The 25,524-nt window shown below is 65.2% G+C and carries 29 protein-coding genes; 22 read left to right on the plus strand and 7 right to left on the minus strand.

Features of this window, described 5'->3' with window-relative positions; all coding sequences use genetic code 11:
• The first annotated feature begins 36 nt into the window (after positions 1 to 36).
• The 13 genes from FHU30_RS41070 to FHU30_RS41130 all read left to right on the plus strand — a co-directional run bounded on the left by FHU30_RS41070 (position 37) and on the right by FHU30_RS41130 (position 7,693).
• Positions 37 to 270 (plus strand): hypothetical protein, encoded by a 234-nt coding sequence (locus FHU30_RS41070; protein WP_253883130.1) that lies wholly within the window; start codon positions 37 to 39, stop codon positions 268 to 270.
• 72 nt (positions 271 to 342) lie between these two features.
• Entirely contained in the window at positions 343 to 606 is a 264-nt protein-coding gene (locus FHU30_RS41075) for a hypothetical protein (RefSeq protein ID WP_253883131.1), read from the plus strand.
• Entirely contained in the window at positions 587 to 1,087 is a 501-nt protein-coding gene (locus tag FHU30_RS41080) for a DUF6879 family protein (RefSeq protein ID WP_253883132.1), read from the plus strand. Before FHU30_RS41075 ends, FHU30_RS41080 begins: the two co-directional genes overlap by 20 nt.
• Positions 1,088 to 1,093: 6 nt before the next feature.
• Positions 1,094 to 1,327, plus strand: coding sequence for a helix-turn-helix domain-containing protein (locus FHU30_RS41085; RefSeq protein WP_253883133.1), 234 nt, complete (start codon positions 1,094 to 1,096; stop codon positions 1,325 to 1,327).
• A 9-nt stretch (positions 1,328 to 1,336) separates the two neighbouring features.
• Positions 1,337 to 1,939, plus strand: coding sequence for a DUF5753 domain-containing protein (locus tag FHU30_RS41090; protein ID WP_253883134.1), 603 nt, complete (start codon positions 1,337 to 1,339; stop codon positions 1,937 to 1,939).
• 157 nt (positions 1,940 to 2,096) lie between these two features.
• A complete protein-coding gene (locus FHU30_RS41095; RefSeq protein WP_253883135.1) occupies positions 2,097 to 2,693 on the plus strand; it encodes a Scr1 family TA system antitoxin-like transcriptional regulator in 597 nt (198 codons plus the stop codon).
• 54 nt (positions 2,694 to 2,747) lie between these two features.
• Entirely contained in the window at positions 2,748 to 2,930 is a 183-nt protein-coding gene (locus FHU30_RS41100) for a hypothetical protein (RefSeq protein ID WP_253883136.1), read from the plus strand.
• Positions 2,931 to 2,985: 55 nt separating this feature from the next.
• Positions 2,986 to 3,339 carry a hypothetical protein gene (locus tag FHU30_RS41105; protein ID WP_253883137.1) on the plus strand — a complete coding sequence of 118 codons (354 nt, stop codon included), beginning with the start codon at positions 2,986 to 2,988 and terminating at the stop codon, positions 3,337 to 3,339.
• Positions 3,336 to 4,463: a thymidylate synthase gene (locus FHU30_RS41110; RefSeq protein WP_253883138.1), complete on the plus strand. Its 1,128-nt coding sequence runs from the start codon at positions 3,336 to 3,338 to the stop codon at positions 4,461 to 4,463. Before FHU30_RS41105 ends, FHU30_RS41110 begins: the two co-directional genes overlap by 4 nt.
• 20 nt (positions 4,464 to 4,483) lie before the next feature.
• The gene (locus FHU30_RS41115) at positions 4,484 to 5,017 is read left to right on the plus strand and encodes a nucleoside-diphosphate kinase (protein WP_253883139.1); all 534 of its coding nucleotides are present in this window, start codon (positions 4,484 to 4,486) and stop codon (positions 5,015 to 5,017) included.
• A gap of 101 nt (positions 5,018 to 5,118) precedes the next feature.
• Positions 5,119 to 6,318: a radical SAM family protein gene (locus FHU30_RS41120; RefSeq protein ID WP_253883140.1), complete on the plus strand. Its 1,200-nt coding sequence runs from the start codon at positions 5,119 to 5,121 to the stop codon at positions 6,316 to 6,318.
• A gap of 85 nt (positions 6,319 to 6,403) precedes the next feature.
• Positions 6,404 to 7,066: a 3'-5' exonuclease gene (locus FHU30_RS41125; protein ID WP_253883141.1), complete on the plus strand. Its 663-nt coding sequence runs from the start codon at positions 6,404 to 6,406 to the stop codon at positions 7,064 to 7,066.
• A 126-nt stretch (positions 7,067 to 7,192) separates the two neighbouring features.
• The gene (locus tag FHU30_RS41130) at positions 7,193 to 7,693 is read left to right on the plus strand and encodes a MazG-like family protein (protein WP_253883142.1); all 501 of its coding nucleotides are present in this window, start codon (positions 7,193 to 7,195) and stop codon (positions 7,691 to 7,693) included.
• A gap of 217 nt (positions 7,694 to 7,910) precedes the next feature.
• Here the strand turns inward: FHU30_RS41130 and FHU30_RS41135 are convergent, their stop codons facing one another.
• Together FHU30_RS41135 and FHU30_RS41140 are read right to left on the minus strand one after the other, a co-directional pair.
• Positions 7,911 to 8,474 (minus strand): GNAT family N-acetyltransferase, encoded by a 564-nt coding sequence (locus tag FHU30_RS41135; protein ID WP_253883143.1) that lies wholly within the window; start codon positions 8,472 to 8,474, stop codon positions 7,911 to 7,913.
• Positions 8,475 to 8,506: 32 nt separating this feature from the next.
• Entirely contained in the window at positions 8,507 to 9,802 is a 1,296-nt protein-coding gene (locus FHU30_RS41140) for an NsdA family TPR-like regulatory protein (RefSeq protein WP_504928395.1), read from the minus strand.
• Between the two features lie 257 nt (positions 9,803 to 10,059).
• On the opposite strand from FHU30_RS41140, the gene FHU30_RS41145 reads away from it, so the two are divergent.
• The 8 genes from FHU30_RS41145 (at position 10,060) to FHU30_RS41180 (ending at position 16,674) form a co-directional block, all read left to right on the plus strand.
• Positions 10,060 to 10,443 carry a hypothetical protein gene (locus FHU30_RS41145; RefSeq protein WP_253883145.1) on the plus strand — a complete coding sequence of 128 codons (384 nt, stop codon included), beginning with the start codon at positions 10,060 to 10,062 and terminating at the stop codon, positions 10,441 to 10,443.
• On the plus strand, positions 10,440 to 10,859 hold the full coding sequence (locus FHU30_RS41150) for a hypothetical protein (protein ID WP_253883146.1): 420 nt from the start codon (positions 10,440 to 10,442) through the stop codon (positions 10,857 to 10,859). Before FHU30_RS41145 ends, FHU30_RS41150 begins: the two co-directional genes overlap by 4 nt.
• Complete coding sequence (locus tag FHU30_RS41155; protein WP_253883147.1) at positions 10,856 to 11,263, plus strand: hypothetical protein; 408 nt, start codon at positions 10,856 to 10,858, stop codon at positions 11,261 to 11,263. Before FHU30_RS41150 ends, FHU30_RS41155 begins: the two co-directional genes overlap by 4 nt.
• Before the next feature lie 383 nt (positions 11,264 to 11,646).
• A complete protein-coding gene (locus FHU30_RS41160; protein WP_253883148.1) occupies positions 11,647 to 11,961 on the plus strand; it encodes a hypothetical protein in 315 nt (104 codons plus the stop codon).
• 445 nt (positions 11,962 to 12,406) lie between these two features.
• On the plus strand, positions 12,407 to 14,440 hold the full coding sequence (locus tag FHU30_RS41165) for a tetratricopeptide repeat protein (protein WP_253883149.1): 2,034 nt from the start codon (positions 12,407 to 12,409) through the stop codon (positions 14,438 to 14,440).
• 65 nt (positions 14,441 to 14,505) lie between these two features.
• Positions 14,506 to 14,757, plus strand: coding sequence for a hypothetical protein (locus FHU30_RS41170; RefSeq protein WP_253883150.1), 252 nt, complete (start codon positions 14,506 to 14,508; stop codon positions 14,755 to 14,757).
• Between the two features lie 69 nt (positions 14,758 to 14,826).
• A complete protein-coding gene (locus FHU30_RS41175) occupies positions 14,827 to 15,024 on the plus strand; it encodes a hypothetical protein (protein WP_253883151.1) in 198 nt (65 codons plus the stop codon).
• A gap of 405 nt (positions 15,025 to 15,429) precedes the next feature.
• Positions 15,430 to 16,674 carry a hypothetical protein gene (locus tag FHU30_RS41180; RefSeq protein WP_253883152.1) on the plus strand — a complete coding sequence of 415 codons (1,245 nt, stop codon included), beginning with the start codon at positions 15,430 to 15,432 and terminating at the stop codon, positions 16,672 to 16,674.
• Between the two features lie 438 nt (positions 16,675 to 17,112).
• Here FHU30_RS41180 and FHU30_RS41185 read toward each other — a convergent pair whose 3' ends face one another.
• The 4 genes from FHU30_RS41185 to FHU30_RS41200 form a co-directional block, all read right to left on the minus strand.
• The gene (locus FHU30_RS41185) at positions 17,113 to 18,030 is read right to left on the minus strand and encodes a XamI family restriction endonuclease (RefSeq protein ID WP_253883153.1); all 918 of its coding nucleotides are present in this window, start codon (positions 18,028 to 18,030) and stop codon (positions 17,113 to 17,115) included.
• The gene (locus FHU30_RS41190; protein ID WP_253883154.1) at positions 17,999 to 18,970 is read right to left on the minus strand and encodes a XamI family restriction endonuclease; all 972 of its coding nucleotides are present in this window, start codon (positions 18,968 to 18,970) and stop codon (positions 17,999 to 18,001) included. Before FHU30_RS41190 ends, FHU30_RS41185 begins: the two co-directional genes overlap by 32 nt.
• 17 nt (positions 18,971 to 18,987) lie before the next feature.
• On the minus strand, positions 18,988 to 20,589 hold the full coding sequence (locus FHU30_RS41195; RefSeq protein WP_253883155.1) for an Eco57I restriction-modification methylase domain-containing protein: 1,602 nt from the start codon (positions 20,587 to 20,589) through the stop codon (positions 18,988 to 18,990).
• A gap of 208 nt (positions 20,590 to 20,797) precedes the next feature.
• Positions 20,798 to 21,316, minus strand: a complete 519-nt coding sequence (locus tag FHU30_RS41200; protein ID WP_253883156.1) for a hypothetical protein — start codon at positions 21,314 to 21,316, stop codon at positions 20,798 to 20,800.
• A gap of 1,091 nt (positions 21,317 to 22,407) precedes the next feature.
• On the opposite strand from FHU30_RS41200, the gene FHU30_RS41205 reads away from it, so the two are divergent.
• Positions 22,408 to 23,745: a hypothetical protein gene (locus FHU30_RS41205; protein WP_253883157.1), complete on the plus strand. Its 1,338-nt coding sequence runs from the start codon at positions 22,408 to 22,410 to the stop codon at positions 23,743 to 23,745.
• A gap of 351 nt (positions 23,746 to 24,096) precedes the next feature.
• On the opposite strand, the gene FHU30_RS41210 is transcribed toward FHU30_RS41205, so the two are convergent.
• Positions 24,097 to 25,512, minus strand: coding sequence for a hypothetical protein (locus FHU30_RS41210; RefSeq protein WP_253883158.1), 1,416 nt, complete (start codon positions 25,510 to 25,512; stop codon positions 24,097 to 24,099).
• Positions 25,513 to 25,524 lie beyond the last annotated feature (12 nt).

Below are 25,524 nucleotides of genomic sequence, written 5' to 3' on the forward strand. Positions count from 1 at the left end.
GGGTCACTTTCAGGTCCCCCTGTCGGTCCTTTGTGGGTGAGCATCGAGGGCATCAACGGTGTCGGGAAGACCGCCGCCGCCCGCGCGACCGCCGCGGTACTCGGCACCCGATGCCTGCTGCTGGACGAACTGACCGACCAGGCCACCGACCCTTTGACCGGGCGAGTGATCGCGGCGCTCGGCGCCGATGGTGACCCGTTCCTACGGACCGGGCACTCTCGTCATGCTGGCCGAAAGCAGCCAAGTTGGCCGCCGAGCACTTCTCCGTGAAGCTGTGGAGCTGTTGACCACATCTGGGCTGTGGGTGAGAGTCGGGATGGTCCGATCGAAAGGTGGAATTCGGTGAAACCTCGCGGCGACGACGACCCGATCGTGTTGTCCTTCTACTGCGGTCCGGAGTCGGAGACGGTCGACACGTGTCCGGCTGTGCACCGGACCAACCGCGCGACGTGGCTGTGGCAGGGCGAGCTGCGCAACGATGCCCAGGTCCGCAACCAGCTCCGCAAGCCTTCCCCGACCGAGGTGGGGGTGGAGGTGGGCGACGACTTGGTGGACATGTTCGTGCGGGCGTATGCGAAGGAGAAGTATGGAGTCGATCTCGGCTGAGCGACGCAGCGAGCTCATCGCCGCGACGGCGGTGAGCTTGTGGAAGCTGGAGCTGCTGGACCGGTACGGCATCGACGTTTCCCGGCGCAGCGATCCCGAACAGGTCGAGGCCGTGAGGGCGGCGGCGGTGGAGCAGACGGCCGCCCGGGTGGCCAAGGGGATCGAGCTGCGCCGGATCAAGACGGTGTCCGAACCGGCCTCGGAGTACATGCGCGGTGCCTACGCCTTCACCTCGCGGCTGGTTGAGGCCGGGGAGGACGTGCGATGGCTGCCTCGCCGGCTGGCCTCGGCGTTGTTCCTTCCGGGCAACGACATGTTCGTCATCGACGGCGCAATGGTGATGTTCAACCTGCATGACGGTGACACCAATCCGGCGGGTCAGCAGCTCGACGATGATCCGGTTCTGGTGGCGAGGTGCCGGGAGGCGTTCGAGGCCGCGTGGGTGCTGGCGGTGCCGCATCGGGACTTCCAGCCTGCGTGAGCGTCGATGAGTGACCCGAAGGCTGCCGCCCGCGAGGCTCTGGGCGTCCGGCTGCGTGATCTGCGGCTGGATGCGGGGCTGAACGGGCGGCAGTTGGCCGCCGTCACCGGTTTCAGCCCGCAGAAGATCTCCCGGATCGAGAACGGCGCGCAGAACATCAGGGAACCCGATATCTGGATCTGGGCGCGGGCGTGCGGCGCGCCGGAGCAGGTCCCCGAGCTGGTCGCGGCCCGGCGTTAGGTCAGTCGGATGTTCCGCGAGCATCGGCGGGAGATGAAGGCCGGTCTCGTCCACATCCAAACCGAGCGCAGCGACGTGTACGCGGCGACCTCGCTGATGCGTGTGTATGAGTCCACGGCGATCCCTGGGATCTTGCAGACCGAGCGGTTCGCGGCGGCGGCGATGGAGACGTCTGCGCGGATGCACGGGCGTCCTGTCGAGGAGGCCGGTTCGGCGGCGCGGGTGAAGATGGCCAGGCAGGCGCTGTTGACGGCTCCGACCGGCCGCAACACCTTCCATTTCGTCCTTGAGGCCGGTGTGCTCGACATCGGGCACGGCGGTCCGCAGGTGATGGCCGCTCAGTTCGATTTCCTTGATGCGGTGACGCGGATGCCGCATGTGGCGTTCGGGATCATTCCGCCGCTCAGCGACCGGATCGTGCTGTCCAAAGAGGGCTTCTACATGTTCGACGAGGGGTTGGTGCGGTCGGACTGCTGGACGGTCGCGATGGAGACGCGCCGCAAGGATCAGATCGCCTATTACCTGAAGGTGTTCGACCGGCTGCGCCGGATGGCGTCCTACGGGGACGCGGCGCGGGAGCTGATCGACGCCGCCCGCGGGCGGCTCACCTGACTTCGTGGAATTCGGTGGAACACTCTGGCTTGGCAAGCTGCTGGCGGTGGACGCTCGGGACGGTTCGACTCTGAACTGATCTGACCCGCCAGAGGAGGCGCTGCCGGTGGCCCCCGAACAATCGTCCCTTCACGACCTTGAGGGTCCTCACATCCCGATGCTGGCGGACGGCCTGGCGCCGGTGCAACGCGCGGTGCGTGATGCTGAGTTCGCCACCGTCCACTCGCGCAGCTTCTCACCGTTGATCGTGCCGGGCCTGTTGCAGACCGAGCGCTACATCCGCGCCGTCTTGCAGCAGGTGAGCCAGGTGTACGGGCCGGAAGACGATGACCTGGACGAGGCGGTGGCGGCCCGGCTCAATCGCCAGGACGTGTTGGCAGCGCCAGGTCACTCCTGGCACCACGTCCTGCTGGAACAGGTGCTCTGGTCGCCGCACGGGTCCCTGGACTTGTGGGGTGAGCAGCTCACCCGGCTCGCTGAGGTCGCCCGCGGAGCGGTGCCGTCCTACCGCCTGGGCGTCATCAAACGAGGCACCGTGTGGGCCGGCGCGATCCCGAACATGTCGGTCCAGTTCACGATCAGCGACGACCGGGAAGTGGGGCTGGAGTTGCCGCACACCTTCCTCGTCCCGACCGATCCTGACGAGATCGCCTCCTACGTCTGCGCGTTCGACTGCGCGGACCGGCTCGCGGTCTACGGCGAGGAAGCCGCCGCGGTCATCGAGGCCGCTGCGGAACAGATGGGAGTCGGCTGACATGTCCTCGACGCCACTGTCGGGCGTCGCCGAGTGGGACGTGCCGTGAGCTTATTGATCACCGTCAGTGCCCTGGTCACCGGGTTCCTGGCCTCGGTGCTGTGGCGGACGCGTCGCGATTTGCGTGATGCAAGAGCCCGGGTCGGGATGCTCCAGTCCCAGCGGTGGAGCGACCTGGAGAAGCTGATCTATTCGACGCTGGTCCTGGTCGTCCTGCTGAGGCTGATCGGCAACTGATATCCGGTCCGGTTCAGGTAATCCCGATTCTGAAGATCGCCGAGGGAGGCGACCTGTGACGTTCGACGTCCCACGTTCCACCGATGTCGCTGGTGGCGGTGAAACCGCTCCCGCAGAGCGTGCGCTTCGCTTGGTCGGCACCGAGATCAGGGCCCTGATGATCCTCGCGGCAGCGCTCCAGGACAGTGACCAGCTGGCCGCCAAGGTCATCAGGGTGCCTGGCCGCCGACCGCACCTGCAGGTGGTCAATCGGAACTGCAACCAAATCAACGAGGACGTGCGGGTATCGGTCGACCTGACCTTCTACGAGTGGTCCTGGGGCGAGCCCATCGTCGTCACCAACCAACCCGAGAGCGCGGCCGCGGCGATCGTCAAAGTGCTGGCCGCAGAGGGGACGTCGTCGCCATGATCGAGACCGCCGCGCATGGAGGCCCCTCGCTGCACCCGCCAGGGTTCGACCGGTTCACCGACGCCTACACCGCCGTCCTGGCTCACGTCTATGAGGAGTTCCAACACACCGGCGCCCCGCGCGGGAACGCCTGCCGGGAATGCCTGAACATCGGGTTCACCCTGGCCGACCCGCGGGACCGGATCGTGTACTCGGCGGCGCGCCGCTGCAACATCGTGTTCTGCTTCGCCGAAGCGCTGTGGTACATGTGGGGCCGCGATGACCTGGAGATGATCGTCTACTACGCGCCCCGGATGGCGCTGTACTCCCGCCAGGGCCGCACTCTCACCGGAACCGCCTACGGACCCAAGCTGTTCGGCAAAGGCCAGAGCGGAACCTCGCAATGGGGCCGGGTCCGGGAGCTTCTACGGGACCAGCCGGACACCAAACGCGCCGTGCTGGGGATCTTCGCCCCTGATGAACTGGCCGACTCCGAGAATCCGGACGTGTCCTGCACGCTGGGCCTGCATTTCCTGCTGCGCGACGGCCGCCTGCACCTGTCCACGTCCATGCGCGCCAACGACGCGTTCACCGGGCTGCTGTCGGACGTGTTCGCCTTCACCCTCATCCAGGAATTCGCGGCCCGCCAGCTCGGCGTCGAGTTGGGCAGCTACACCCATCATGCCGGGTCGATGCACATCAACGACGTCGACGCCGACCGCGCACGCCTGGTCGTCGAGCACGCTGAGGCCGACCGGGAACAGCCACGCCCCGAGCGGTTCCCGCCGTTGGTGATGCCGCCGACCGGCGAGCGGGAGATGAGTGTGCTGCGTCAGGTTGAGGAGCGATTGCGCCGCAACCAGGGCAGCATCACACCCCAAAGCGTGACCGAGCTGGGCTTGCCGCTCTACTGGCAACAGGTGGTGCTGCTGTTCGAGGTCTTCCGGCAGATCCGGCACCGGCCCCAGCAGCCGATCAACGCGGAGACCTTGGATGCGTTGGAGCCGGGCTACCGGTGGTTGATCAGCCATCGCTGGTCGGCCCGTATCCCCCACGGCTACCCATCGCCCGCACCGCCAGCAGCGCCGAAGGTCCTACCGACTGGCGCTTCGTCGGCGGGCCCGACTCAGGCGAGCAGCCAGTGAACGGCGGCGACTCTCCACACGTGGCCGGTGGTGTGGACTGGACGCGATGGTCGGTGATCTACCTCAAGCCCGACTGCGTCGCACGTGGCCTCGTCCCCGTGGTGTTGACCCTGCTCGGGCAGCAGGTGAGCGTTCACCACGTCCGCAGCGTCACTGTGACCCAGGCGCAGATCTTCGCTCACTACGACGACCTGTTCAGTTGCGCGGCCCTACGTCATCTGAACATCGATGCTGAGCTACGCCGCATGCACGTGGGCCAACGCGCGGTCATCGCCCTGGGCCACGGGCCCGACGCCCCGGCCCGACTGCGGGATCTGATCGGTCCCACCGACCCGGCCACTGCCCCCACCACGACCATCCGTGGACGCTACGGCATCGATTCCCTGGCCGCGGGCCGCGCTGAGAACCGCCTGATCGACAACCTGATCCACACCTCCGACGACCCCGCCGCCGCCCGCCGGGACTTCGGCATCTGGTACGGCGACCAGTTCCGGCTCCTCAGCAGCATCGCTGACGCTGACCGGCATGAACACCCCGACCGTCTGGGCAGGTAACGATGACGCACACACCTCTCCCCCGCCAGGACTCCCCATCCCCCGAGCCGACTGGGTCCCCGGTGTTGCCGCATGGCGCCGGCCCTTCCCGGCTGGCGATCATGCCCGAGCAGCAACAAGCCGCGCTGGACCCGTACATGGCGCAGATCATCACCAACCGCAAGTCGGGCCTGTCACTGAACCACATCATCGGCTGCCCGCTGGACTGCGGGTACTGCGTACGGCACTTCTGGGGGAACTTCGAGCACAAGACCCCCACGCTGCTGTGCCCCACCGACCAGGCGGTGCGGATGCTGCTCGACCACGAGGCGTTCCGGCCGTCCACCACTCCGATCCAGCTGTTCAACAAGGCCACCGACCCGTTCCTGCCCGCCGTCAAACCGCACCTGTTCCAGGTACTGCGCGCACTGGACGACCGCGGCCTGGACAACCTCGTGCTGATCATCACCCGGTTCAAGGTGACCGAGGACGACATGGCGGCCTTGGAGGAACTGCGGCACCTGCGGGTGACGCTGCTGTTCACCTACTCCGGCCTCACCGACCCGCGAATCGAACCGATCGCCAAAAGCAGCATCACCACCAGTTCGATCGCCACCGCCTGCGCCCACAAGAACCGCACCCGCGTCGTGTTGTACTGGCGTCCGATCGTCCCCGGCTGGAACGACGATCCCGACACCATGAACCGCGTCCTGGACACCGGCCGCGACGCCGACGCGATCGTGTTCACCGGCTACTACCACAAAGCCGAAAACGACACCTACCTGCGAGGACTCGGCGTCCCGGTCCCCTACCAGCCAGCCGACTACCACCGCCGCAAAACCCTCCCGGCCGAACTGGACGCCCGCGTCGTCGCCGCCTGGCGCGGCTCGGGCATCACCACGCCGCTATACCGCAAGACCTCCTGCGGGGTATCGGCCGCGCACCAGATCGCCGACTACAACGGGCACTGGGGCGTGCGAGAGCTGTGCGACATCTGCCCCCTCCCCCAGCGCGACCGCTGCGCTGGCACCCACCAGACCCCCAGCCCCGCCGACATGGACCGCGTGCTCGCCGACCTCGGCTACCGCAGCGACTACCTGATCGAGGACGGGCACGTATGGACCCACGGGCTGGGCGAACAACGCCGCTACGCCATACAGCACACACTCGGCTTCCAGATCTGGGAACTGGACCAGCCTCACCTGCTGCACGCCCACGGCCGTTCCCTGAACGGACACCAGCCCTCAACTCAAGAACAGCAACACCTCACCGCGATTCGCCGCGCCTTCACTCAAGCCACGCGCTTTGATGAGGACGACTGACGCGCCACACCGCCTCATCGCGCCAGCCGGCACATCCAAATTCGGTGAGCGGACCAGTACGCACCCAGCAGGTCAAGGAGCGACATTGAGGACCACGTCCTGGAAGCGCGCGCCGCTTGTAGCGCTCGACCTGGAAGGCACCGGCGCCCAGGACCGCGACCAGGAAGCCATCCTGGAAATCGCCCTGGTACCGATGCACGACGGACAGCCGCGCCCCGACCGCGCGTTCCACACCCTCATCAACCCCGAACGCCACGTGCCATCTCGCCCCTGGATCTCCCCCGGCCTCACCAACGCCGCACTCGCCCAAGCCCCTACCTTCGAACAGATAGCACCGCAGCTCACCAACCGGATCAACGGAGCTGTGCTGGTCGGCCACAACATCGGCGTGGACTGGCGGCTGCTGCGCCGCCACCTGCCCGACCTGCAACCCGCCGGTCTGCTGGACACCCTCCGGCTGGAGCGCCACCTCCACGGCACCGGGAAAGGCCAATCACTGACCAACCTGCTGGACCGCTACCAGCTCACCGAACGCGTCACAGTCCTCGTCCCCGACGGACGCCCGCACCGCGCCCTCTGGGACACCATCGGCGCAGCCCTCCTCCTAGCAGCCCTGATCGCCGAACTACCCGGCCCCGATCCCACCCTTCAACGGCTCCAGCACATCGCCGCCCCGGGCCTGGACGGAGAACACGCCCGCGCAAACAGCCACAACCCCGGCGAACAAACTTCCCTCATGGACCTTTAGCAAGCGACACCACCAGCTGCACCGCTTGGTTTCACTCCGCCGCACCTAGCGTGCGCAGCAAACTTCCCCGCCATTTCACCAGCGCCCGCGCTGCCTCCCCCCCTTCTTTCGATGGGACGATCACTGATGTGGGATCACCTCGCCCGGCTCCATGACGGTCCGCTCGCCGACATCCCCGAACAGACCCTCATCCTGAAGATCACCGAGGAACTCGGCGAGGCCGTCCAGGCGTACATCGGCGTCACCGGCCAGAACCCCCGCAAGGGCGTCCACAGCACGCGCGACGACGTGCAGAAAGAACTGTCCGACGTGATCATCACCGCCGGAATCGCAATGATCGCCGTCGCAGGCGGTGACGCCCAGCGGGCCCACACCCACCTCAACGCGCCTCGCCGAGGTGACGGGACGCGTCGGCTTGTGACCGCCGGTTTCCAGGAGGGTATCCACGAGCTCTCGAGCGCCCCGTGCCGTCGGTGGATCCGCCGAGATGACCAGCTCGACAAGGCCGAACTTGTCAGCGCCGACCAGCATCGGTTGGGCCGGAAGCCAGACACCTCTCGCCACCAGCGTCCGCTGGCGAAGGGGATGCCGGACACGACGCCGACGAGCACTTCGGAGCCGTCCTAGGCGGCGACCAGAGTGGCCCGGTCGGCTCTGCCTGCGTTGCGGTGCGCGCCATGAACGCCTCACGACATGGACGCTGCCAGTTCGTCGTGGGACCAGTGGAGCAGGCAACCATGTAGAGGTCGGCGACCTCGTCCAGCATCGCGAGCGTCTCAGCCCTGTTGTGACGGGTGTACTCGATGCCGGTGGCCATCACCGAACCTTCCTCGGAAGTTCAGCGCTATCGGGGAATGGGCCGGGTCATCGCGTCGTAGATCGGCGACTCGGAAGCATGCTTGATCTGGCCGATGATCTCGTAGCCCCATCTCAGGTACGCGTCATGCGCGGGTTCGTTGTCGGGAATGCAGGTGAGTGCGGACCACTGCTGACCGAAGTCGAGACTTCGTTGCGCCACCCACTCGTCATGCAGTCGTCGCCCAACCCCAGTCCCGCGCCATGCGTCGCGGACCAGCAGTTCGCGCAGCCAAGCCACCCGCCCTGCCTCGACGTCCTGGCGCAGCAATGTGTCTGACTGGCCGCTGACCTGTGACCACCAGGGCGCGTCCACAGGCAGGGTGGCCCCGTACACGAACCCGATCACGTCATGTCTGTTGTGAGCGGTGATCACTTGGAACTCCGGCGCATCCATCGCCAGGTCGATCCGGGCGCGGGCCGTTTCCGGCGAGAAGAACGGGTCGCCTGCGTACGGCGGCACGGAGTAGACCTCGACGTATGCGGCAAGCACGTCTTCGAAGACCTCGCGCGCTTGGCCGCCGGTGTAGAGCTGGAGGGTGTCATCGGCCATTGCGAGGTCGCTCCGTTCGCGGTCCGGGCGCTCTAGGCGGTTAGCGCTCTGATCCGCTCCGTCGTATCACGGACCTCGGGCATGCTGCGATACGGGTCGAGGGCCGCACCTACGGCTCGAATCTGGGCGCGGGCCCGCGCGGACGACATCCCGCCTTCGACGAGGGCCAGAGCGCGGCCTGTGGCGTCACAGGCTCGATCGAGTTCCCCGTGCCGGGCGGCGGCGAACGCCAGCCGTCCCAGGCCCATGCCGCGGTTGCGGGAATGAGCCTCGTCTCGTTCGGCGCAGGCCCGCTCCAGGAGGGAGATGGCCTGTCGGTGTTGTGCGAGGTCGGTTCGGCACATGCCTTCGAGAGTGGCCATCTCCGGGTCGTTAAGGAACTCGGTCCAGTCCGGATCGTGGTCCCGAGGGCCACGGCTGTACGCCTGGTGTGCTCGCCGCAGTGCATCGTTGCAGGGGTCGGTCTTGCCGAGCTTGGCGTGCCCCTGCGCCTCACGCATGAACAACAGGGCCCACGCCCGCGAGCTGGCGTGGTTCTCCTTCGCTTTCTTCAGCGCGCTCGTGGAGAACTTCACCGCTTCGCGGCCCTTGCCGAGGTCAACCGCTTGCCTGGCCATGTTCGACAGGGTGCGCATGGCCAGCCAGTCGTTCTGGGTGATCGTGGCTCGGTTCAGCGCCTCAGAGAAGTAAACCCGGGCTTCGTCGTGCAGGCCCGCGTCGTAGGAGAACCATCCAAGGGTGCTGGTGAAATCACCAGCGAGGGAATGGAGCTGCTGCTCGATCGCATCGTCGTAGTTCCCGAGGTCGATCAGACGGAGTACGTAGGCGAGTTGGCCTCGGCCGAGCCACCACAGGCGGTCGGCTCCGAACCGCTGGTCCATTTCGATCAGATCCTGAGCGCTCTTCTGGAGCAGTTCGATCTCGGCGGTCCCGACATTGGTGGACGCGCCGATCGGCTCTGCCGAGGCCAGCCACGGCAGGCCCCCGACGACGCTGAGGCCGACGGCTGCTCCAGCCGCACCGAGCAGGGCACGGCGGCTCACCGGCACGATGGTTCCGTCTTCAAAAAGCGGCCCTTCTTCGACGTTGTGCACCCTCGCGAGGTACATGCGGTAGTCCACACGGGGCTTGTGGTTCCCTGCTTCCCAATCCCAGACGATCTGATGCGCCAATGATCGTATTGCGGTCTGCCGCAGCTCCTTGGGGAACGCGGCCTTCATCTCCTGAGCCTGCCTGCTCGGGGTCCACCCGCGCTCAAGGCGGAGAGTTTTCAGGCTGATGGCCCAAGCAGGTCGGGAGTCGCCGGCCATGGTTCCTGCGCCTCTCATTGTGTAGACAGGTCCACTGCCATTGAAGTGGCTCAGCCCTACATCTACCGGGCTTCTACAAACTTCTCCACGGCTTCTACGAACTTCTACACCCGGCTCCCCTGCCTCCGACCGGCTTTGAACGCCTTCACTTGACTTGCCTGATTACAGGCAGGCAAGCAGAAGGACGGCCCTGGGCCGGCGGGCGAACGCCGGGGCTCCCAGGGCCTTGGCCCGATGGAGGTCGGACCCATGAGGAAGCGTAAGACCCCGACAACTTGGACACTGCGGTGATTGCCACTCTCGGCCCCCGCTGCGAGACGGGCGGCATTTCCGCGATGGACTTCTTCCCACCCGCCCATCCGAGCTGGCCGACACCCGAGACCAAGCTCGGCGAGCTGGCCGCCCAGCTGAAAGCGCGCGCCATCGAGGTCGTCACTTACGACAAGGACCACCCGACGGTCGCGATCACCGCTTTCTGGCCGAGCCAGCCCGACGTGGCGTGCACCAACGTGAGTGCCGAACCCACCGCACAGCCTCGGGAAACCTGGTTCTTGACCGGCACCGAGCACCGGGGCCTCACCGAGGAATCCGAGCCGATCGCGCCCGTCCGGCCGATGTGGGACGCGGTCCAGGAGGTTCACAGGAGGCTGCGTCGATGAATCCCGGACCGATCACCAGCCGCACACCCTACGACTGGCTCCAAGCCCTCACGCTCGAACTGGAGCAGCTCGGGGTGGCCACCACGCTGCACAACTCCCCCGCCGGTCCGCTGCTGGCCGTCACCTCCACCTTCGACAAGGCACTGGACTGCGAGATCGTCTGCGAGGCCGGGCCCGGGGAGGCGCAGCCGGTGTTCTGGCAGCGCCGCCCCAGCACCAGTGCTGGCCTTGGTTCCAGCTCGGCCAAGCAGCAGGTCGGGCTTCCTCTCCCGTACGCGGATCCGGCGCGGGCGGCATCCTGGTTGGCGCGTGCGGTATCGCACGCGCCCCGTCCGATCGCCCGCCCCGACGACTCGGTCCACCCGCACGCTGAAACGGCGGACGGCGTGATGGCTGATGGGGGGTGCTCCTGGTGAGCGCCGATCTCCCGCGTCGCCGTCCCGGCGAGGCCCTTGATCTGGAGCAGCGACGCCGGGCGCTCGGCCGCGCCGCCCCAGACACCGTCTCCCCTCCCCCTGGGCATGGCACGGAGTCGGGCAAGCCGCTGATCGCCGATCGGGGCACGACCATCACCCATCTCTCGCGGTTGGGGATGCATCTGGCTTCCCACGGCCTGAGGACAGAGTTCGATCCCGTGAAGCCCGCCATCACGGTCGGCCGCGCCGACGGTTCCGCGCGAATCCTGGTCACCGGCGGCCTGAACCCCGACGACCGGACCAGCTGGTTCTACACCGGCACCGGCCCCGACCTCGCTCCGCTGGCCCCGTTCGGCGCGTACGTGACCGCCTGTGAGCAGCTCGGCGAAAGGTTGCCCTCATGAGCGGCGCGGCCAGGCTCTGGCCTCAGCGTCGCCTCCTGCACGGCCGGCCCCTGCCGTCCACTCCCGCCTCGCAGGCCGGGTCTGGTCCGGTTCCCGTCGATGCGGCGCGCGAGGAGTGGGGGCGGCAGGCCCCGGCGGTCGGTGATGTGGCCGAGTCGACCTGGATGGCCGCCGCCACGCGCCCGCCCCTCCAAGTCCCGCCATCTGCACCCGCCGACGGGTGGAGGCACCCCACTCCCGCGCTCGCCGCCCTGCAGACCAGCCCCCGCACGCCCAGCGGCGCGCGTTCCCAAACCGCGCCCGCTCCCGCCCCCGGATTCGCGATCAGGAGAGCGCCGGGCCAGACCGAGCCTCGCCCCGCGCCCGGTGAGGTCTTTCGCCCCGTGGACGTCACCGGCCGGAACAGCGGCAGTGTCGCCCTGCATCGCATCGGCGAGCTCCTGCGCCCGTTCCAGACGCGGGCGGCCTGGCCCGGCACCCTCCCCAACGACCCGGCGCTCGAACTCCTCGCCGCCTGCGAGCTGGCGCGGCTACGCGCGGCGCACCCCCATTGGGGGATCGTCTACCAGCCGTTCGCGCGCGCCTGGATCGCCCTCTGCGACGGCGGCCAGGTGCTGGTCGTGGGCACCCCGCAAGAACTGGACACCGCCCTGCGGTCTGCACCGGCCTCGCCCGCCCGGATGGCGCGGCCGAGCTGAAACCACCGGCCAGGCCACCACGACCTCCCCCCATGAGTCGGTGGCCTGTCCTTCCCCTGGAGCCGGTCCGGGACGCTTTGATCGGCGTCAACGTCCCGGACCGGCTCCCCTCCCCCTCTGATGAAGCCGGTCCTCATACACGCCATGGATTCGAATCCGCAGAACATCACCGCGGCAGACCTCGCCACGACCATCGTCCAGCTCCGCCCTCCAAGGCCACCTCACCATCGGCGCACCCGCCGGGTGCATGGCCGTGCCGCGGCAGGAGCCGGCCGCTGTCCTGCCTCCCGACGTTCGACCGCAGTAGCGACGCGATCTGGTTCACACCGCCGACTGGCTGGTCCTGTTGCAGCAGGGAGATACCAGCCGATCACCGGTCCGGGGCGTCCGTGACCGCCCCGGACCGGTTCCCCTTCCCCTCTATCTCCATGGACCCCCCACTGACATGAGCGTCTCGAACAACCGCGTGGACGCGGCACACGCCCAGACGGTCGTGCAGATCTCGACCGTTCACGGCCCGATCAACATCGACACCTCTCCCTGTATCCCGGCGGTGCCCCGGCAGCTGCCACCCACCGGGCCCCTGCACGACCGCGACGCCCTACGCGCCGCCATCACCAGCCACCTCAAGGAGTTGCGGCCGCTGCTGGTCCTCACCGGCCCGCCAGGGGTCGGCAAGACGCTCCTGGCCTCCCACATCCTCACCCAAGCCGAGGGCGGGCAGCTGCACGCCGACCTGTCCACCGGCTCCGCCTCTCTGACCGCGATCCGCTCGGGGTGGCTGCGCGCGCTCGGTGTGCACCGCGACCTGGTCCCCGACGACGAGGCTCAGAACCGGGCGCTGTGGTACACCGTCACCGCCCAGCGCGGCGCCAACGTCCTGATCGACGGCGCGACCCTGGCCGAACAGGCCGTCGCGCTGCGCCCCGCCGCCGGGGCGGCCATCGTCACCAGCCGCCACCCGCTACCGGAATTGACCAGCATCGGCGCCCGGCACTTCCAGGTACCGCCGCTGGCGCCCGCTGAGGCCGTCGAACTGCTGCGCGACGCGCTCACCCGCGCGGGACACCTGACCGCTCTCCTGGACGATGCGGCGCTCACCGAGATGGCGGAGGCGTGCGGCGGCCTGCCGCTCGCGCTGCACCTGACCGCCGCCAACGCCGCATCCACTACCGCAGCGACCGGTCCTGATAAGCGCCCGCCCAACGTCTCGGAGTGCTCTGTGAGCAGCCCCTATTACTCCCTCAGCTCCCCCCTCGCCCGCGCGTGGCGGCTGCTGACGCTCATGCCCGCCGGCGACTTCGACACCGAAGCGGCCGCCGCGCTGCTGGGCGCCAACCCAGAGGAGACCCGCCAGATCCTGGCGGCGCTGCACACGGCGCGCCTGATCGAGGTCACCCGGCAGGACGGCCCTACCCAGGTCCGCTGGCAGATCCCCGATGCGCTCCAGCCGACCGCCGCCGAGGCCCGCGACCGGGACGAGCCGATCGGCCTGCAGGAGCAGGCGCTGACTCGGCTGCTGGACTGGATCCGGCCCGCCGCCGAGTGGGCCGCCGCGTGCGCCACCCCCTACCGCGTCTGGTCCCAGCACGTTCTTGCCGCCAACCGCGGCGGCCCCGACCGGCCCGAACTCACCGCCCCCGCAGCACTGGGCTGGCTGGCCGACCAGCACGAGCTGATCACCGGCTGCCTCCAGATCGCCGAAGACCGCGGCGCGTTCCACCTGGTGATCGCACTGGCCGCGACCGGGTGGCCGCTGGCACTGCACCACCTGATCGACCCGCAGCACTGGTTCACCGGCGACCAGGCCGCGCTCCACGCCGCCGAACTCCTCTCCGACACCGAAGCAGCCGCCAGAGCGCTGGACCGGCTCGGGGTCTGGGGCCGCCGCACCGGCAACCACAACCGGGCCATCGACTACCTCACCCGCGCCGCCGACCAGTGGGCCCTGCAGGGCACCCCCTTCCGGCAGGCCGAGTCACGCCGCCGGATCGGCCACGTCCACCTCACCCAAGGCCACATCGAAGAGGCGTTGGAGATGTTCGAACGGGCCCGGTCCGCCTTCGAGCAGATCCACTCCGACCAGGGCCGCCGGAGCCTCGGCCTCACCTTGGTCGACATCGCCACCGCACACCTCACCTCCGACCACCTCACCCCCGACCAGGGCCCGCATGCGCACGAGGCGTTCGCCGCTGCCGAACGCGGCTACGAATTGATCCTCGCGCACGCGCCCCTCGATCAGACCTCCCAGGCCCGTGCGCTGGTGGTGCGCGGCGAGGCGGCGGCCCGGCTCGGCCTTCCCCAGGCGGTCGACGAGCTGCGGCGGGCGCTGGAGTTGGCCGAGCAGGCCGGGGCTGTATCGGTGCGGATCAGCGCGATGAGCGCGCTCGCCCAAACCCTCCTCCGGCTCGGCGAGGAGGACACCGCCGCCGCCATCATGATCGAGCGGCACAAGCTCGCCACCGGACTCCGCTCATGACTCCCCAATAGCCGCGCCGCCGGCGCGATACCGCCAGGCCGATTCACCGGCCGGAAGGTTGACGCGTGGACGTTCTCAGAGACGGGCGCTGGTGGACCTATGTAGCCGAACTGAGTGAGGCGTTCCAAGTCGAGCGGATCACCGGCGATGGCGAGCGTCGCGTGTGCTGGGGCAATCAGGTCGTCGGCCGTACCGCCCAGGCAGCCGGGCGCTGGAGGTGCTGCGGCCGGGACGATGTCGAGCTGTCCAACGGCACCGACGACGAGCCGTTCCCGTCGGCCGCTGCGGCTCTGGTTCGGGCTCGGGACGCCTGGTAGCTTCGGCCGGCCCGGACCAGTCACCTGTTCGGCGACTGCTATTGGCTCGAACCCCGCGCGGGCGATGTGGTGTTGCTGCGGCTGGCCGGATGTACCTCGGGCCGCTCCGAGCCCAACGGCGACGGCGGGTGCCGGACGTTCAACGACGATGCCGGGCCGCTTCCGCAGGACGGACGTCCGCACCCGTCCTACCTGAGCGGCCTGCTGGCGAGGCGCATGGACTGCAACCTGCACTTCCCCACCGCATCCTTCGCAACCCGCTCATAGGCTTCCGCAGTCCGTTGCCTGGGGAACGAGCGCGGACCAGTTGCGCACCGAGGGCTCACCGCTGGGGGCCGCGACCTCCCCGGCCTCCGCTCGCGCGGAGAGAACGGGCCGTTGTCGGCGATCGGCGCGAGGATGTCCGGACCACCTCCGCTCGAGCGGAGGTGGTCGGGCGACCATAGCGAGACGCTGGCTCGGGAGGAAGTTCTCTCCAGACGCGTCAACACCTTGCTGCGGCACGTATCTGGAGCGGTAACGTCTCAGCCTTCGGGCCAGCGTTCACGATGAACCGCCGACGAGCGCCTGCGGGACCATACAGAGGGGACGGTCACCCCATCATTGGAGTCAGCGCCGAGTACCTCGGCGCGTCCTGCCAGCCCGGGTGCCCCACCTGGATCGGAGAGCGTCGTGAAGAACAGCGGGTTGTGGCGAGTCGTCGACAACGACAGTGGCGACGAGGCCGTCGTCAGTACGCCTGCCGAGGCGGTCGCGTTCATCAACAGCCGGTTCGACACCGATGAGAACGACGAGCCGTTCAGCCTCACCGAGGTCGGTCCATTCGTCCCGAAGCCGCTCGGCGTCATCACTGCGTGGGCAGCTGAACACGACGACGGGCGGACCGATGGGCGAACTGCACCGATCACGATCAAGCCGGTAGTGACTGACGGCGCCATCGACGAGTGCGCCGACGTCGTGCTCTGGGACGACGTGCAAGTCACATGGGACCACGACGTGTACGCCGTCAACGGGCCGGACGGCATCGAGTACGACGTCGCCGACAGCGCAGCCAAGCTCAACGAGATCCTCGACGAGTACGCCACCGACTACGAGTACGTCGAACCTGAAAAGCCCGACAGCCACGCGCGACCGAACCAGCGAGAGTTGATCCAGTACGGCGCCCAGGAGTGCGCCAGCCGGTTCGGGCACCTTGACGACGACGCTCTGCTGTGGCTCGCCGCCACCAGGATCACGCTCGCCCTGTGGCGCAACACACCTGTGGAGAACTGGCATGCCGGCAGGAGCCCGCTGCACGACGGCATGATGATGCGGATCAACGCGGCGACCACCCGGCTCGTGCGCTCGAGGCTGTCGTTCGACCATGTCGACTGGATCGCAGTCGGTCTCGCGATCGTCAACCCCTCTCGGGTTCTGCCGACTGGACAGTCCGTGCTCGCGCTCGGGTTGGCCTGCCACAACCCTGACGACCCAGCGCACGAGGACGATCCGCGCGACGACCTTGCAGAGATGGCACAGGACGCGATCAGCTGGGGCCGTGCGTACCGCCTCCACGAGCAGGAGTTCGGCCTGCGGACCCTGATCGAATTCCTCTGCGCGTCCGACAACGGCTGGTTCGGCGCACCTAGCTGGGAGCGCACCGTCGATCGGTTCGCTGCCGCAGTCGACGACCGAGAGCACGGACACTGGCGCGTGCACCGGGACACGCCTTGGTTCGACGAGTGGTTCACCAGCCGCCCGGCCGACATTGCGGACAACGCTGAACTGCGTCGGCTCCTGCTTGCCGGACCGGACCTGCTGTCCGAAGCAGCTGCCGAATGGTGCGTGGAAGGTGCCATCGGCTACGTCTGTCGGGACGATCACGCGAACGCCTGCGGGCGGTGCGGTGTCCCGCCAGCGGCAGAGCCGTCGAGTTAAGTCGGCCTGGGGGCGGTGGCACGTTCACAGAGTTCCGTTTCTGTCGTTCCAGAGGGGGCCGCACAGCTCAGGGCTCTGCCCCAGCTCCGCCGTGCGCATGCCTGACCTCGGTAGCCCCAGTCAGCCAAGACACGCGACTCGAGGCAGCTCCGAGATGGTGCAGGCCAGCAGCATGCGCGCACCATCCCGATCACTGAACTTCGCGGCACTCACATGCAGTGCGCCGACGTCGCCAGAGCCTTCAACCGAACGAGCCAGAAGGGACCGCTCACCGACGTGATGGCCGCCGTCGCACCCGCACTGGTCGCCGAGCTGACCTGAACAGCGACCCGGTGTGGTGTCCGACGAAGACGCAAACAAGCGGAGGCGGCAAGGGACGCGGAGGCGTCTGCGCAAATAAAAAAATCGTCAGTCTTGAGCTCCGGCAGCCGAAAGCGCCTAACAGGCACTTGCTGAGATGAAATCCTTCAGCGGAGAAAGATCATGGGCCCAGAACAAGGTCAATCCATTTCCCTGAGCATAGGTCAAATTAGCTAGTGCAAAAACTCCCGAAAGCACTGCCGCCGGAACAGCGTTCGCCTTGCCAAACTCTTCGATCCATGATACCGCCTTGGCAGCGGCATCATTGTTGATGCGCTTATAGCTGTTCGTTCCACTGTTGGAGACTTTGCATTCGATGGGAAGCAGGCGGCCATCCCAGAGTCTGACTGAGATATCGGCCTTGCGAGAGCCGACCTCACATTCGCCGCAGAATGTACCTGGCTCGGGCGCCTTGAAGATAGTATCAATTTTTCGTGTCTTAACTTCCTCAAAGCCGCATTCCTCAACAAGGAACCGCTTAACTCTAGCTTCCTGTCGGTTCTTGCCACCGTTCCTGCGGAGCGTTTCGACATTGCGCATTGCCTGCATGGCTGCGGTGGCGACTACAGCGACCTCGATCTCATCTGGGTGAGCGTCACGGTCAGCATTGAGCCATGGAAATCTCTGCTCGTCCAGTGCGGAGATAATCGGCTTAATTAGAACCCCTGCGCGTTCTGGATTACCAAGAATGCGGGTGGCAGCCATGGACACACCGGTGATGGTCTCTAGATCGTCCTTGCTAATCGGTGGAGCCGCCAGATAGCGAGCCGTCTCTGCCAGTCTGGCGTCCGAGAGGATAGTCATAGCTGCATCCTCAAGGCACCGAAGATTGGACGAGACCCTCAGAAGCGATTCCACGGACTCCCGCGCAGCTTTAAAGCGATCTACGTACATTTCCAGAGGCTCGTTGATTCGTTCCACTCGAAACGCTTCTATCGAAACGAGCCGTGCAGCTGCCAGCTGATCATCCGTCCAGACGGGCCGTGAGGCGGTCACGAGCAGCCCTCCTTTTTCCCTGCCCAAGGAATTCGAATGCCCGCTTCGGGTTATGAAACCACCAGAGACCAATTCCAGCCGACTGAACCTGATCGAGCTCGTCCATCGAATAAGCTCCAGCCAGCATCACAGCCGGAGCAGTTCCTGCACCAAGAACGCGCCTCCATCCCCTAGCCCGGGTGATGGATTTCTCGATAATACGCTTTTTGGAGTTTAGCTCCGTGCTGCTCGCAGTACATTCAATGGGCACCACCAAGCCGTCCCAGCGCCTCACAATAATGTCAGCATGCCCACCGTCTTGGTCGCTCCGGATCGATTTACCTCGACAAAACTCTCCGTGGCCAGGAAGCTCCTCGCGTCGCGAGATAGGCGATGGAAGCTTAACCTGAGTATAACCGACTTCAATTAGTTTCTTACAGAACGCATCCTGCTTTTTAGCCTGCTTGGACTTTCGTTGCTCTGCTGTGGCTGCCGCAGCCATCATCGTTGCCGTGGCAAGCACTGCAGCGCGTTTCTCGCATTCGTCAGGCTCTGCGTCCGGGTACAGCCAGGGGAAACGCGAACGATCATGATTGTCTCGGACGAGAGCGACAATATGATTGCGCGCTTCAGCATCTCGCTTCAGATGCCTAAACGAAACGGACTCGAGGCCCGCAAGCATCTTTAGATCGTCTTCCGAGATGGGAGGGCCAGCAATATAACGGAAAGGCTTGAAATACTTACGCTCGGCAAGATCGCCGGAAGACAGGACTTCAAGGTTGCGGAGGTCATCCGTAAGTTCAAGCAGGTCCTCAACTAGACCCTGACTAGCTTCAAACGCTTCGTGATATTCGACCGTTTCCTCGTCGAGACGTTCGGTCCGCAGGACCTGTATCGATGCCTCACGATCAACCTTTAGCTCGTCCTTGGACTGCGGAGGTATACGATCAAGTTCGGGCATACTAATACGATAGGCGACTACCCGGCTTCAAGCAACACCTCGAGGCTCGGAACCGGGATACGCTCCATCTCTTTGGGCTCAAACTTTGTGAGCCCACCAGCGTAGGTTCGGCCCTGGGCCTGGGTAACTGCCGTTCTCAGGTGTGCCGCAAGACGCTCGAGGGCAACGGAGTTGAGCTCCAGCCGAGGGTAGAGTCCGTGCGCAATATTCAAGTGGCTGGCGTTCGCGTCGTTGAGCACAAACGCAGGCGGCCTTCTTGCCATGTAGCTTGCAAGAATTGGAGCAGCCTTCCGCACCCCGAGGCTCCACCAGACTCGCCGCTTGGATGCTAGATACCCCTCCCGAACTCCGCGGGCTTCGGCGAAGCTCAAAAACTTCTCCACCGCTTTCTTCGCATTAGGATCTAGAGTATCCAGATCCTCTGGCAGATCAATAATACGCCGAAGATGCTCTGTGGTCACCAAACGGTCACCAGCAGCGAACAGTTCGCGAGCCTTGGTCACTGCAGGAGCCAGCAGGTCTTTTGGAATTCTATCGTCAGAGATATCTGTTACCCAGATAGCGTTTGCTCCGGTCGCAGTTCCCCTATGTACTCGGGCGAGTTCACCAAGTTCCACGTATCCTTCGGGCAACTTCGGCGTAACCCGAGTAAGAACAGACCACCGATTTGCCTCTGCAAGGCGCTCGCGGTGGACTTCTGTTCCACCTTGAAGATGATCTAGATTTTCTACGTCCTCCACTCGGCGCAACGTGAAATGTGGATGTCTTTTCCCAACCTCAAAGCAAGTGATCGCTCCCGTCGTTGCAGCATCTGCGAACGGCATAGCTTCTGGCTCGATCACATGGATCGATTTTCCTCCAAGTTGAGTGAGTAGAAGTTGCCGAATAAGACTTCCATAGTTCACGTCGAGCCACTCCGCACTGGTGATGAAGGCGCCATAATCACCATCGGATGCCTGCCTAGCAGTGGCCAAAAAGAAGTACACGTGGAGGCCGGCCAGCGCCGATGCGCGCAAGCCACACGCTTTCGCCTCATTTGCGAGCCAGCGCTTCCATTCGGAGTCGATCTGGTGATGCCGAACGTAAGGGGGGTTCCCGATGTAGAGAGACCTACCTATGCGGCTCTCCTTTTTAAGGCTCCGATAATCGCCCAGGATTACACTAACGTTCTTAGTCGTGCCTGATGCAGCCAGGGCTGCCCGGGTCATAAGCGTCGCTAGCGGATCAATGTCTATCGCAAGAAGTTCTGCCTTGGGAAAACGACGTGCGGCAGCGGTGATGTAGCGGCCTGAGCCACACCCCGGATCAACGACCCTCTCAGGGATTCCCTGATCAGCCGCCCATTCGACCATCGCATCAATGATCGCCCCAGGGGTGTAGGTCTGCCCAAGGGGCCTCCTGGCCTCCGGGGACCTCCACTGGGAGAAGGCTTCTCCCAGTGGATCACCGCCGGCTTGGATCGCCTGCCGCACCCTTGCCAACTCTGATGTGGAAACCTCAACATCACCCACGTATGCATTAACGAGGGCTGTTTCTTCGGGGCTCCACCCGGCAACATCCCGCGCCCCCAATGAGAGGCATACGTTGACCAACCATGCAGGTGAATCGTTCGTCTTCATATTCATATCATCCCCTGCGTCACTGACATTTACACGGAAAACACGCCGATGACCGAGGGATCATTAGCATGTGCCGCATAGATCGTACCCTTTAGGCCCACAGTAACCCGTTTGCCCCCTTATAACCAGCTCCTCCGGGTACTGTTACATGCATCCCAGGATCGCTACACAACCTCAAGACTCCGAAAGAACTGGCTTGAGAAAAGCCTCAAACCGGGCGTTTCCGCCTATTTTGCATACGACTAATGTAGCTCGGCAAAGCTTCTTCTGCAGGGATTGCAATCCTTTCCAGGGCATCCATCAGGAGGTCCCGATCCTGTCCACTGATCGGAACTATGGTTCGTCGAATGTGAGTATGCCATTTATCTGGAAAAGTATTCAACTTGGCCACATGTTGAGCCAAGTCCACCCCCTCCCCCTCTCTGGCCATCTTGCCGATCGAAAACGAACAAGAACGGTTAAATATCTTCCCTGCGACTTTCAGTTCATCAGCTAGAATCGCGACGTCCGAGGTTGCGATGACCTCCGCGATTACCCTGCCTCGATCACGAGTCGGATTTCTGAAACATCCCCTGCTTGTGTAAATAAGTATGCGATCTCCCGAGCGAATATCGCCAGCTGCCCTATTCCTCTTTGAGGGAAGTAGCATGCGGCCTTCTTTGAGGATCCATGCAAGCCCTTCTCGGTCGCCCACGACTAGTAGGTAGTTGTTGTGCCTACTCTCCATATCCTCAACTTACTACAGTCGACAGGCTGTTGGGTACACCATCAATCACTTCGCGCCGAGATGGGCCCAAGCGCCAGCCCTCTGGTGCCAACCAGATGCGGTCGAGAGCAGGCCCTGCATGTACGGATACTCCTCGCTGGTGGCGGCCCGCGCGATAGATCCGCATCGCCGACCAGTCCTGAATGCGGGTCACGCCACGCGCTGTTGGGCGCACCGCTCCACCTGGTGGCTTACCAAAGACGTTCCAAGGGCACAGTGCAGTTGGGCTGGTCCGTCATGTTGAGATCCGACCTGAACGAACCTCACACGCCGACGCTGTGAGCTGATGCTTGACTGATGCAGTCGGCGCTTCCGCTGCGATAGCGAGCCCAAAGCAGCCCAGGACTTATAGATCCTCTGGACTGCGGCCGAGCATTTCACGCGTTGTCCGGGATAGCATGGGCGAACATTCATCGTGATCCCAGGGGTACCGCATCCACGGGATTGCTCGTTTAGTGACGCCGCAGGGTTGCTCTCAGCCGCGGGTTATGGCGTCGTGGCAGGCCCCTGCAAACTGCTGGTCCTGTCGGGCAGGCTGTTGTCAGCTGATGGAGGCCGCGCCGTGCCTTCAGCCAGCCTGCAGCCATCCGTTCGACGGCACGCCTTCACAAGCGCGCAGTCCTCTGGCGCCGCGCCCGCTGGCAGGCCGAACACGCCTCACACCGCGGAGGCCGGAACGCGAAGTCGCTAGTAGCTGCCGTGAGTCATCGAGCCGAGAGGGCCAGCAAACGCAATTGGTCCCCCTGACGTAGCGCTTGTCCTCCACTCCAAGGATGGGGAGCGGTGTGCTGGCCGTCGAGAAGCTGACCTTCAACTGCCAGAAGAAGTATTCCGATCACAGGGCGAAGCATGTACAGTAGGCATGCCGAGCCGGGCCTTCGGCCGTACCGATGGCACCAGCGGCATCTCACCGATTAGGACTGTAGGCAGTACCTGCAGCACCAGCGGCTCTCAAACTTTCCTCGCCCGGGGGCTTGGTCGTGCCTTGCCCACCAGCGGATTCCTGCTGTCCATGCCCAGCGGCCGTATGTGCGGCTGCGCCAAGGAGCATCATGTCCGCTACACGGATTGCCCGCCTCGTCCCCGCCGGCTTCCTGTGCGAGCACTCGCACAACAAAAGCCGCGTCTTCGCCCAGGTCCACGTGCCGAACGGCCCCTCCGCTCTTCGTGCCGTCTTCACCTGCACCGATGCGGCACTTGCGCAGCGAGCCGCAGAGATACTGACGCACGCATGCATCAACGGTCCTGGTACCACGGTCCACGCCGAGGCCGAACGGATCAGCGCCGCGCTTCCCGCAGCCCCGTCCGCTTCCTTCCGGAAGGCTTTGGACCAGGCGCTGAAGCGGGAATGGCAGCTCAGCGACACAGTTGACGTCCCTACCTACGAGGCGCTGAGTTCCCGGTACACGGCCGACTCGACACTGTCCGATTCGGCTTCGTCCGGCCCGCATGGCCAGGCCCCCCGCAACGCCAGGCTGAGCGAGTTCCCTGGCAAGGTCGTTCGGATCACCAAGCTCTTGGAGCTTCACGTTTACGACGAGAAGCAGCTTCTCTCCGCCGCGCGCGCACAGGGTTGGTTCCCTCTCGATGTTGAGGAACGCGAGGAGGATGACCCGAAGGATGTGGTCGGCGCTGTCATGCACCTGCTCTCCCACTTGGGTACCCCGGGAACCGACAATGTGACCGAGCAGGACATCGGCCAACTGCTGCGGCCCTCAGCCGGCGATGAGGTCACCGACTGGAGTCCCGTTCCGATCACTGCAAACTTTTCCGCCGGTTGGCTTGCCCGGCCTGCTCCGCCAGGTCGGCCGGACTTCACCAAGCTCTTCCCCCTGAAGTCCGAATGCGATTGCGGTGTGGAGGACTGCGACGAATGCGGATCTTGGAAACTCACGCCCCGCACGGCGGACGTACTGCAGGCTTCCCTGGAGATCCTTGCCGACCAGGCGTTCAACGATGTCCAGGCTCATGGTGATCAACCGGTGTCCAGACAAGACGAGTGGTCGCTCTTCGCCGAGTTGCCCCCTCACACGTGGGAGCAGAACGCAACCTGGAGAAGGCAGGTCGCTCGGGCGTTCGACGATCTGGCGGACGAGATCGAGCAAGGTCAGTGGCCTGAACCGCGCTGCCCAGCGGAGGAGATGGCCCTTGATCTAGCCATCCGACACGCACCAGTCCAGCTCGAGATCCTCGAAGAGATGGCTGATGACGATGTCGCATGGGGTAAACAGCATCACGCGCTGCCGAAGCACCAAGGCGACTACGACTGGATTGGGTGCGCCGGAATCTTTTTTGAGGACGACGACTACCTGAACACCCCAGCCGAAGACTGGTTCTTCCCGTTCGGAGGCTTCGAACCACGCGACCCGAAACGGGGCTTCCGCCGCTGAGGCAGCGAGGGAACAACCAGGGAGGGGTTGGTCCCCGGTCAACGCGGACTACCGACTCACCCGGATCCGGTGGGGCTCACCGATGGGGCACCATGTGGGCCATGTGTGGGCGGTGGTGATCGCCCCTCGGACACCAACTCCCATATATGGATACAAAGCGGGACGGAGATCGCTCCGTCCCGCTTTGTGTTTCCAGACTTCAGAGAACGCCGCTGTTCTCCGTACCGCTCAGAGTAAAAGCGAGCGGCCCATGGCGGACGCATCGGCGGGCGGCTCCACCGCTAACAGGCCCCTGCGGGGCGTCCTGGTCGGAGCGGCAGGGCTTCGTCTGGTGTCGCTAAGGCCAGGAGGTCACTCCCTGTCGAGGTCTGCGAGCTCTCGCTCAAGCTCCTCTTGGCGTTGACTCAGCTCAGCCAGCTCTGCCCTGATCTCACGAGAGCGGAGGAGCCGTTGGAACGGTGTTCCGTCCTCGAACACGGTGACGACCTTGATCGAGTCTCCGGTGACCTCGATACGCCTCGTAAGGAAGGCGCGGGCCAGGTCTGTGAAGGTCCAGTGGCGGACGTATGGAGCACCTGCGGCATAGCGCGTGAGACCTGCCGCGGCGAGGCCACCTCGTTCGTGGATTTCACGGACCAGCTCCAGCTCTTCCACCAGACGCGACCTGATCTTGACCAGCTGATCGACCGACTTCGCCGCTCCGATATGGGCGTCGAAGATCTCTGTCTTCTTCGTCAGGTCGCCGAAGTGAGCTGCGACCTTCTCCCGGCTGGGCTCCAGTTCTGCGGCGGTCGCCCAAGACGGGTGGTCGCGGAGCCGGCGATGCAGGATCCGGTCGACCCGTTCGTCCACGCTGCTCTGCTCATGGCGTCTGGATTTGCCGTCCGCGTGCCGGTTCTCGCAGCTGTAGTGGGCCTCGATCCGCTGGCTGCCCGTAGTGGCCCTTGGCCCGAGCCTCAAGGTGCCGCTGCAATCGCCACATCGCCTATCCGGTACCAGCCGCAGTGGAGGCGGGTGCTCCTCGTCGAAGGCCTCCAACGCGGAAACCGTGGCCCTGTAGTCGTCGACCCGGGTGGCATACGTCTTGGTCCATGCGTCGTCCCGTCCAGCGAGCACTGGTGCGACCAGGCCGAGCGCGATCAACTTGTTCTCATCGTTGGACTGCCATATGGCCAGCGACTCCTCATTCAGGTGGACGAATCCGTGCTCAGGGTCGGCCTGACAACGGTAGGAGACATCCAGAGACCGCGGATCGAAGCTGATGACGGCCTCGGCCTCGCAGTCGGTGCAAGGCACGGCCGCGATGCGGCGGGACGTCGGATACCGGCCGACGGTCCTCTTCTCCTCCTCGATCTTCCAGTCCCACCGGTGCACGATGTGATGAGCACGCTCGTCGATCATGTCTGCGCGGCGTATCCGGTCCTGCTCTTCCCGCTCCTTCCGCTCAGCCTCACGCATCTGTTCACGGCGCGCCTCCAGGATCGGGACGAGCGCTTCAAGCTGCTCGGTCTGATCGTGGGACAGCTTCTCGACGATCGCGCCGCCACATGTACGGCAAGGTCGAACATCGCCAGCGGCTCGTAGCTCCCCGACGGTCATAGTCTTCTCGGCTTCGGCCTTCTTGCCGACTTGCCTGCATCGGGGAGAGTGGACGACGCCGGTCAGACTGGCTCGGATCGTGACGGTCAGCCCCGCCAACGCTGTTCCCAGTTCATCCTGGGTCAACAGCGTTGAAGAGATAACCTCCATCGGCAGCGGCTTCCCCATCGGGAATGTCAC

The sequence above is a fragment of the Actinomadura rupiterrae genome (assembly GCF_024172125.1).
GTDB classification, from domain to species: Bacteria; Actinomycetota; Actinomycetes; order Streptosporangiales; family Streptosporangiaceae; genus Spirillospora; species Spirillospora rupiterrae.